The 9038-nt window shown below is 68.6% G+C and carries 8 protein-coding genes and 1 rRNA gene; 2 read left to right on the forward strand and 7 right to left on the reverse strand.

Annotated features, from left to right (window positions below):
• A 5S ribosomal RNA gene (gene rrf / locus ACFXC1_RS17360) occupies positions 1-95 on the forward strand; the annotation flags it as partial.
• A 71-nt stretch (positions 96-166) separates the two neighbouring features.
• Positions 167-712, forward strand: coding sequence for a GNAT family N-acetyltransferase (locus ACFXC1_RS17365; RefSeq protein WP_381243570.1), 546 nt, complete (start codon positions 167-169; stop codon positions 710-712).
• A 29-nt stretch (positions 713-741) separates the two neighbouring features.
• Here ACFXC1_RS17365 and ACFXC1_RS17370 read toward each other — a convergent pair whose 3' ends face one another.
• From ACFXC1_RS17370 to ACFXC1_RS17400, 7 genes are all read right to left on the reverse strand, one after another.
• Complete coding sequence (locus tag ACFXC1_RS17370) at positions 742-1512, reverse strand: alpha/beta fold hydrolase (RefSeq protein ID WP_381243572.1); 771 nt, start codon at positions 1510-1512, stop codon at positions 742-744.
• Between the two features lie 84 nt (positions 1513-1596).
• Positions 1597-3039 (reverse strand): type IV secretory system conjugative DNA transfer family protein, encoded by a 1443-nt coding sequence (locus ACFXC1_RS17375; protein ID WP_381243574.1) that lies wholly within the window; start codon positions 3037-3039, stop codon positions 1597-1599.
• A 16-nt stretch (positions 3040-3055) separates the two neighbouring features.
• Positions 3056-4489: an ATP-binding protein gene (locus tag ACFXC1_RS17380; protein ID WP_019073677.1), complete on the reverse strand. Its 1434-nt coding sequence runs from the start codon at positions 4487-4489 to the stop codon at positions 3056-3058.
• 8 nt (positions 4490-4497) lie between these two features.
• Positions 4498-6057 carry an SCO6880 family protein gene (locus ACFXC1_RS17385; RefSeq protein ID WP_381243576.1) on the reverse strand — a complete coding sequence of 520 codons (1560 nt, stop codon included), beginning with the start codon at positions 6055-6057 and terminating at the stop codon, positions 4498-4500.
• A complete protein-coding gene (locus tag ACFXC1_RS17390; RefSeq protein WP_381243577.1) occupies positions 6054-7370 on the reverse strand; it encodes a hypothetical protein in 1317 nt (438 codons plus the stop codon). Before ACFXC1_RS17390 ends, ACFXC1_RS17385 begins: the two co-directional genes overlap by 4 nt.
• A complete protein-coding gene (locus ACFXC1_RS17395) occupies positions 7360-8202 on the reverse strand; it encodes a hypothetical protein (protein ID WP_381243578.1) in 843 nt (280 codons plus the stop codon). The genes ACFXC1_RS17390 and ACFXC1_RS17395 overlap by 11 nt, the downstream gene beginning before the upstream one ends.
• Positions 8203-8371: 169 nt before the next feature.
• Entirely contained in the window at positions 8372-8680 is a 309-nt protein-coding gene (locus ACFXC1_RS17400) for a hypothetical protein (protein WP_381243580.1), read from the reverse strand.
• Between the last annotated feature and the right edge of the window lie 358 nt (positions 8681-9038).

Genomic DNA, 9038 nt, shown 5'->3' on the forward strand with positions numbered 1-9038 from the left:
AAACGCCCGGTTACATTCCGAACCCGGAAGCTAAGCCTTACAGCGCCGATGGTACTGCAGGGGGGACCCTGTGGGAGAGTAGGACGCCGCCGAACAAATATTGCGAAAACCCCTGTACCGTTTATTCGGTACAGGGGTTTTCTGCGTTTGGGCTACCGTTGCTGCCATGAACTACAAGATCCGTTCGATACGCGCCGACGAGTGGGCCGCGGCGAAGGAACTGCGGCTGGTCGCCCTTCAGGATCCCGTCGCGCATCTCGCCTTTCTGGAGACCTATGAGGCGGCGAAGGCCCAGCCGGACTCCTTCTACCAGGAGCGGGCCGTGGGAGCCGCAGAAGGTGCCGAAAAGGCTCAGCAGATCATTGCCGAGGGGCCGGACGGAGAGTGGGTCGGGACGCTGACCGTGCTTATCGAGGAGGCCGGGACCGTCGACTGGGCCGGCTTCGTGGTCGAGCGGAAGCAGGGGCACATAGTCGGGGTGTTCGTGCGCCCGGAGGTGCGGGGCATCGGGCTCACCGAGGTGCTGTTCGACGCGGCTCTGGAGTGGTCCTGGGGGCGCGGTGTCGAGCGGGTGCGGCTCATCGTGCACGAGGACAACGAACGGGCCCGGCGCTTCTACGGCAAGGTCGGCTTCCTGCCCACGGGCGTCGTCGTGCCGTTGCCCGGGGCCGCCGGTGAGCGCGAGCTGGAGATGGCGTTCGAGCGGCCGTAGGCGCCGTGGGCCCGTCTGGTCCGGCCGGTTCAGTGAGCGGCGGGGAGCGTCTCGCTCAGGAAGTCGGTCAGCAGGGCTGTCACCGCGGCAGGGCGCTCCAGGTTGGGGAGGTGGCCGGCCCAGGGCAGTTCGAGGTGGCGGGTGCCGGGGAGCAGGCTCGGCAGGTGGGCCGCGATGCGCTGGAAGTCCGGCAGGTCGTGGCCGCCCGAGACGGCGAGGCCGGGGGCCTTGATCGCGGCGAGGTCGAAGTCCACCTTGTTGCGTCCGGCGCCTTCGGGGGCGGCCAGTTGGATGTCGAAGGCCTGCCGTTGCATTCCGCGTACCTTCTGGCGGGCCGATTCGTCGGCGTCCGGGCCCAGCCAGGTGTCCACGTTAAGTTCTACGGCTCCGTCGACATCGCCCGCTTCCAGGAGTTCGTCCTCCCGCTCGCCGAACGCGCGCAGTTCGTCGGTGGGTTGATGGCCCGGGAGGCCGGAGCAGAGCAGGGCCAGCGCGGATACGCGGTCCGGTTGGCGGGCGGCGAGTTCCAGGGCGACCTGGCCGCCGTAGGAGGAGGCGATGAGGGTCGCCTGTTCGATGCCGAGGGTGTCGAGGAGGTCGAGTACGTCCTCGGCGTCGTTGTGGCGGTGGTCCGGCAGGGGGGTCTCGCCGAAGCCGCGGAAGTCGCAGCGCACCACTCGGTATCCGGAGTCGGCCAGGGCCTGCCACTGCGGGTCCCACATGCGGCGGTCGCAGACGGCGGAGTGGAGGAGGACGAGGGCGGGACCGTCGTCGCCGGTCGTGTCGTGAGCAAGAGTCATGCGGCAGACCCTACGGGGGTCCCAAGGGGCTGGTCACCCAAGTATTGCGGCGCCGACCTGCTCGTACCGGAAGAACTGCGGTTCCTAGACCGGGAGTTCGTGGTGCGGCCAGCGGGCTCTGGCCTGTTCCTGGGAGCGGAGGAGGGCCAGGGTGGGGAGGCCTCGGTCGGCTCCGGTGGCCAGGAGGTCGGGGAGTTGGGGGAGCGGGGCGACGGCGGCGATGTCGTCCAGGACGAGTGTCATTGGTGGGTCGAGGCGACCGGCCGATGACCGTTCGGCCATGTGCCGGCCGCGCTCGACCACGCTTGATGCGAGGGCGGTGAGGAGAGGCATCGCGCCCGGGTTTGTACGGGGGTCCTCGATGGATTCACCTACCAGATAAAGCGTGCCCCCTTCGTTCGCGAAGGAATCCAAGGAGAGCGCGTCAGTTCTGTTGGGTGTGCAGGCTTCGCGGATGTTGACCGTGAAGAGGGAGGACAGCGCGCGGCTTGTCAACTCCTGGGCGATGTCCCGGCGTTCGGGGTGGGAGGTGAGCGCGGCCTCGAGTTCGCCTGCCGCGCCTGGGGCCGCCTTGGGGTTTGTACGGAGAGTTCGTACGGCGTCCTGGACCTGGGTGCCCTGGGACCAGCGGTGGACGTGGCGGATGGTGCGGCCGTCGATCGCGGCGGCGTGCAGGTAGCTGCGGAGGAGGGTTTCGGCGGTGTCCGCCACCGCCTGGTCGATCTTCGCGGTGGGTTTCACGGGGGCGAGGAGGGCGGCGGCCCGTTTTACCGCGGTCTGTTTGTCCTCGCAGCCGGTGGTGGGGGACCAGTGGAGGCGGGCCGGGGTGTCGCACAGGTGGGTGGGGTCGTAGAGGAGGACCGGGCCGAGTTTGGCGCGGGCGTCCTTGGTGTCCTGCCAGATGGTGGGGTTCGACGTGACCACGAGGGCGGGGCCTTCCGCGTCCCGTACTGCTTGGGTTGCGGTGGCTTGGCGGCTTTCCGCTGTCGCGAGAAAGACCTTTTCCCAACCACCCGCCCGTTCACCGTTCATTGGAGGGGCTGAGGCCGAGACGAGCGGCGGTGCGCTCTGCGGTTGTTCGAAGACGGCCGTCGGCTGTTGCTGAGGTTGCGGCTCCGGTCTCTGCGCCGGTACCTCGTGGACCTCCGGTGTCGGCGGCACCGCCTTGCTCCGGGCCCGTACCGCCCGCCATCTCGCCACCGTGCCCATCGTGAACACGGTCAGGACGAACAGGACCATCAGCTGGCCGATGAACAGGCCCCAGAAGAGGCCGTAGCCGGAGAGCTGGGTGGGTGGAGTCTCCGGCCAGGCGCCGGTGATGTCGTGCGGCCGGCCGATCAGGTGGCGCATGGCCAACGGAGTGCGGGCGAAGGTCACGCCCGTGGGCCAGGCGCCCTTGGAGAACAGGGCCGCCAGGCCCGCGGCCGACCACACCAGCAGGGTCATGCCGAGGAGGAAGGCGAGCAGGCCGATCAACAGGCCGTCGGGGATGCCTCCTCGGCGTTCCCGTTCGTCGTTCGGTCTCATCTCGCCTCTTCGCCTCTCACGCCACCGTGGACTCGGAGGAGCCGTCGAGATCGCTCAGGTGCTGTTCCATGAAGGCCGCCGCGCGTTCCTCCGCCTCCAACTCGGCGGCGCGCAGGGCGTCGTCGGTCAGTTCGCGGTCGTGGTCGCGGGAGGACTGGGTCATCGCGCGGTCGGTGAAGACGAGGGGGCGTTCCGTCTCGGTGATGAGGTGTTTGACCACCTGGACGTTGCCGTTGACGTCCCAGACCGCGATACCGGGCGTGAGGGTCGGGATGATCTCCACCGCCCAGCGAGGTAGCCCCAACACCCGCCCGGTTGCCCGGGCTTCGTCCGCCTTCTGGGCGTAGATCGTGCGCGTCGACGCCATCTTGAGGATCGCCGCCGCTTCCTTTGCGGCAGCCCCGTCGACCACGTCCGACAGGTGGTGGACCACCGCCACGAACGACAGGCCCAGCCGGCGGCCGAACTTCAGCAGGCGCTGGAAGAGTTGGGCCACGAAGGGGCTGTTGATGATGTGCCAGGCCTCCTCGACCAGGAAGATGCGCTTCTTCCGGTCGGGGCGGATCCAGGTGTGCTCCAGCCAGACGCCGACGATGGCCATCAGGATGGGCATGGCGATGGAGTTGCGGTCGATGTGGGACAGGTCGAAGACGATGAGGGGGGCGTCCAGGTCGATGCCCACCGTCGTCGGGCCGTCGAACATGCCGCGGAGGTCGCCGTCGACCAGGCGGTCGATGACGAGGGCCACGTCCAGGCCCCAGGCGCGTACGTCGTCTATGGCGACGTTCATCGCCTCGGCCGACTCCGGCTCTGGGTGCCGTAGTTGCTCGACGATGTCCATGAGGACGGGCTGGCGGTCGACGATCGTCTCGTTGACGTAGGCGTGCGCGACCTTCAGGGCGAAGCCGGAGCGTTCGTCGAGGCCGTGGCCCATCGCCACCTCGATGATCGTTCGGAGCAGGGCGAGTTGGCCTGTCGTCGTGATCGCCGGGTCGAGGGGGTTGAGGCGGATTCCCATGTCCAGGGCGGCGGTTGGGTCCAGGCGGATGGGGGTTATCCCCAACTCCTCCGCGATCAGGTTCCATTCACCGACGCCGTCCTCGCCCTGGGCGTCCAGGACGACGACTTGGCGGTCGCGGAAGCGGAGTTGCCGTAGGACGTATGTCTTCTCCAGGGCCGACTTGCCGTTGCCGGACTCGCCGAGCACCAGCCAGTGGGGGGCGGGGAGTTGCTGGCCGTAGAGCTGGAAGGGGTCGTAGATGTAGCCCTTGCCGGAGTAGACCTCGCGGCCGATGATGACGCCCGAGTCGCCCAACCCGGGGGCGGCGGTGGGGAGATAGACCGCCTGGGCCTGGCCCGTCGAGGTGCGGACGGGGAGGCGGGTGGACTCGATCTTGCCGAAGAGGAAGGACGTGAAGGCGTCGGTGAGGACGGACAGCGGATCCCGCATCTGAGTCCCTACCTCCGGATGCCGGTGGCGAACGGCAGTGTGTTCACAAACGCGCGGTGGTGCTCGCGGTCGCACCACTCCAGCTTCAGATACGACTTGCCGGCGGACGCCCTTATCGTGCGCTTGTCGCGCGCGAGGGCCTCGGGGTTGCGGGAGGAGACGGTGATGTAGCCGACGAGGTTCACGCCGGCCGCGCCGCTCGCCAGGTCCTCGCCGCGCTGGTCCATGCGGCCGTGGGCGGCGACGTCGCGGGGGTCGACGGTGCGGTTCATCTTGGCGGCGCGGGAGGCGTCGGCCTCGTCGTTGGTCTTCTCCGTGAGCATGCGTTCGATGGCGACCTCGGTGGGTTCGAGGTCCATCGTGACGGCGACCGTGCGGATGACGTCCGGGGTGTGGACGAGAAGGGGCGCCAGGAAGTTGACTCCCACCGGGGTCATCGGCCACTCCTTCACCCAGGCCGTGGCGTGGCACCACGGTTCGCGGGTGGACGACTCGCGGGTCTTCGCCTGGAGGAACGTCGGTTCCATGGCGTCGAGTTCGGCCGGCCAGGCGTTGCGTTTCGTCATCGCCTGGATGTGGTCGATGGGGTGGTCCGGGTCGTACATGGAGTGGATGAGCGAGGCGAGCCTGCCCTGCCCGAGCGGCTGCCGTACGCGGATGTCCGCCTCCTGCAACCGCGAGCAGATGTCGGTGAGTTCACGCGCCATGACGACCGCGAGCCCCGCGTCCCGGTCGAGCTTGCGGCCCGACTGGGGGCGGGCGGCGCGGGCCATCGCGTTGGCCTCGGAGGAGAGTTCGCGGGTGAAGTGCATGCACGCGACGAGGTAGGCGCGGTGCTGCTCGCTGCTGGTGGACACCATCGACTGGAGTTGGTCGTACGACTGCTGGAGCCAGGTCAGGGACTTCTCGTCGCCGCGCTGGGCGACGTCCTTGGCATGGGCGTCCGGGTCGGCGGGGAGGGTGCGGGCGAGCATCTGGAGGCGGGTGACGAAGCCGTCGCCGTTGGCCACATGCTTGAGGAGCGTGCCGAAGCGGTCGACGAGGGCCTCCTGGTCCTCGCTGTCGCGCAGGCCGACGCCCGGGCCCTCGATCTCGATCGCGGCGGTGACCGTACGGCGGTCGGCGTGCAGGAGTACGGCGATCTCGTCGGGGCCGAAGGGGGCGGCCAGCCAGTTGATGCGGCCGATCCCGGGCGGCGGGCCGATCTCGACCTCGCGCCCGTCGAGGTGGACGCCGGCCTCCATGACGGAGGAGCGGTACGTCGTGCCGTTGCGCAGGGTGCGCTTGTAACTGCGGTTGATCTCGAACCACTTGTAGAACGTGCGGCGCTTGTACGGCACGTAGACCGCCATCAGCGCCAGCAGCGGGAAGCCCGTCAGCAGCACGATCCGCAGGGACAGGACCGGGACGAGGAGCCCGCACATCATGCCGAGGAACGCGCCCACGATGATGAGCGCGATCTCTCCGGTCTCACGATTCTTGCCGACGATCGCGTTCGGCCGGGCTCGGCCGATGAGATATGTCCGGCGGGGCGTGATCGGATGGGACAGGTGGGACTCTGTCGTCAACGCCCTTCACCTCCCGTGCGGTTGTTGCGGGCGTTGCTGGCGTGCGGGGTGTTCGCCGGGCTCTGGCGGGGCGGGGGCGCGGAAGCGGGGACTGCTCCGCCGCCGCCCGAGGAGGGGCGGGTGCTGTGGGCGGCGACGCCGCCGGAGACCGGGTTGGACGGGCGGGCGGAGCCGGAGGACTGGCCGCCGCCTCCGCCATCGTTGGTGCGGGCGCTGTGGGTCTTGATGCCCTGGGCGACCATGGTGGCCGGGGAGCTGATGACCGCGGCGGCCTTGCCCTCGGCGCTCTGCATGATGCGGTTGTTGCGGCCGTTGGCGATGTCGTCGCCGAAGCCGGGGACGAAGCGGTAGATCATCGCGCTGGCGAAGATGGCCAGCAGGATGATGGCGAGGCCGGAGACGACGGCGGAGAACGAGTCCGGGCCGTCGGCGGTGGACAGCGCGCCGGCGAGGCCCAGCACGATGACGATGACCGGTTTCACCAGGATCACCGCGATCATGATGCCCGCCCAGCGGCGGACGTGGCCCCACAGGTTCTTGTCGACGAGGCCCGCGTAGACGACGGTGCCGAGGAGGGCGCCGACGTAGAGCAGGGCGGCGCGGATGACGAGCTCCAGCCAGAGGACGCCGGCGGCGAGGATGCTGACCAGGGAGACGACGATCAGCATGATCGGGCCGCCGCCGATGTTGTTGCCCTTGGCCAGGGCGTCGGAGAAGTTGCCGAAGAACGTGTCCTGGTTCCCGGTCGTCTTCGCCAGGACGTCCGTGATGCCGTCCGTGGCGGAGACGACTGTGTACAGGATCAGCGGTGTGAACGCGGAGGCGATGACCGTGAGCCAGAGGAAGCCGACGGCCTCGGAGATCGCGGTGGTGAGGGGGACGCCCCGGACCGCGCGCTTCGCCACCGCGAGGAGCCACAGGAGGAGGGTGAGGATCGTGGACGCGGCGAAGACGACGGCGTACTGCTGAAGGAACTTGGAGTTCGTGAAGTCGACGTTCGCGGTGTCCTTCACGGCCTCGCTGAGCTTGTCGATGGTCCAGGAGGCGGCTTCGGCGCAGCCCTTGGCGAGGGAGGAGAGGGGGTCGAGGGTGTCGGTGGTGGGAGTGGTGGAGCCCGCACCCTTTTTGCCGTTCTCGCAGATGTCCTTTGCCTCGCCGACCAGGAGCTTGCACTGCTGAGCCGCCGACGACCCCGTCGGTGTCGGGGTGGGAGAGGGGGCCGCGACGGCATGGGTGGCCAGCAGCACGGCGGTGGTCTGCACGGCGGTGAAGGCTGCCGCGGCCTTGAGTACGAGACGTGAGCTACCGGGCATAGGTGAACCCTCCGTACTCCTGGACGGCCTTGGCCATCTCGTCGGCAGTCGATGCCTTGTTGTCGCCGGGGACCGGGGCGGGGCCGTCCTTCTGGGAGAAGCTGTCGGCCTTCCAGTCGCCGTCCGCCCAGCGCAGGTGGAGCGTCAGGGTGAACCAGTCGCTGGTCACCGGGTTGGTCGAGACGGTGCCTGCTGTGCCGTACAGCCCGGTGCACCAGACTTCCACCGTCGCCGCGGTGTCCGAGTAGCTCGTGACCTTGGTGCCGATGGGCACGGTGCGGGAGACGTAGGTGTTGCCCGCGCTCGCGTCTCCGTTCGCGTCCAGGCCGAGCTTGCTCAGGAACTCCTTGGAGTAGGCCTGGTCGAGGCTGTTCTCCAGCGCGGTCTGCTGTTCGGCGACGAAGACCTGCCGCACGATCTCGGTCCGGCGGGCCGGCTTGAGGATGTCCGCGGAGACGAGCACCGTCGCGTAGTTGGTCGCCGCGCTCTCGGTGCCCTGTTGGTCGTGCGCGAACCCGGAGGGGATCCCGCCCGCCTTCGTCGTCACCGGCTTCGTCCCGCTCGCCGCCGTCGATGTCGCGTCCGGCTTCGAACCGCCGGACACGGTCGTGTCGTTGGAGGAGGAGTCGTTGCCGCCGCGGTTCGCGAAGGCGATGGCCGCGATGAGGAGGACGACTACTCCGACGACCGTGACGAGGCTTCTGGAGGAGGAGCGGTTGCCTCTGCGGGCGCCGCCGTAGATGTCGCCGCCGTCGCCCTGGGGGAGGCGGGTGCGGGTCTGGCCGGTGCCGCCGTAACCGCCGGAGGTCTCGTGCTCGTCTCCGGAACTCATGCCGGGTACGCCCCTTCGCCGTCGTCCAGAAACATCTGGAAGTACGACGGTAGCCGTGCTGGTTCCCGCGCGGGCGCGGTGTGGTGACTCGACATCAGGGAAACGCAACCTCAGCCGGTGGGCGCGACGGGCGGGTGGGGTGGGGAGAGCGGGCGGTCGAGTCCGGCGGCTATACGGCCATGCCGTACACGATCGTGAAGAGGGTGCCCAGGGAGCCGATGATGAAGACCCCGGTCAGCCCGGCGATGATGAGGCCCTTGCCCTGCTCCGCGCTGAACGTGTCGCGGAGCGCCGTCGCGCCGATGCGCTGTTTGGCGGCACCCCATACGGCGATTCCGAGACAGAGCAGGATGGCGACCGCCATCACCACCTCGATCATCACCTTGGCCTCGTTGCCCAGGCTGCCGAAGGGGCCCCAGTCCGGAGCGATTCCGCCGATGATGGTGTTGATGTCTCCCTTGTCGGCCGCAGAGAGCATGTAAGTCACCGCCCCTGGTGGGTAGTTCCGCATCCTCTGCAGGTGCGCAGAGGTCAGGCATCATTGTCGCCGACAATGGCGCCGACGTATGTCGACTTGGCGTCATTGGTTGGCGAGTTTCGTACGAATACTACGTACGGTCACTCTGTGTATCACGGTAGGTAACGCCGGGCAACGAGGCCTGGGCGGAACCTGTGCGTGGTTCGGTCGTTAGCCCCTGATTATCGAGTTGCTCGTGCTGATGTTCTCATGATGAACGGGGGGGGGGGGGGGGGGCCGGGCGCCGCGGAGACTGAACGTCTGGGGGCCCCCGCCCCCCCCGGGGAGTAAGAGATAGTGTGTGTAGTTAGGGCGGTTA

This window comes from Streptomyces hokutonensis (genome assembly GCF_042751305.1).
Lineage (GTDB): Bacteria > Actinomycetota > Actinomycetes > Streptomycetales > Streptomycetaceae > Streptomyces > Streptomyces hokutonensis_A.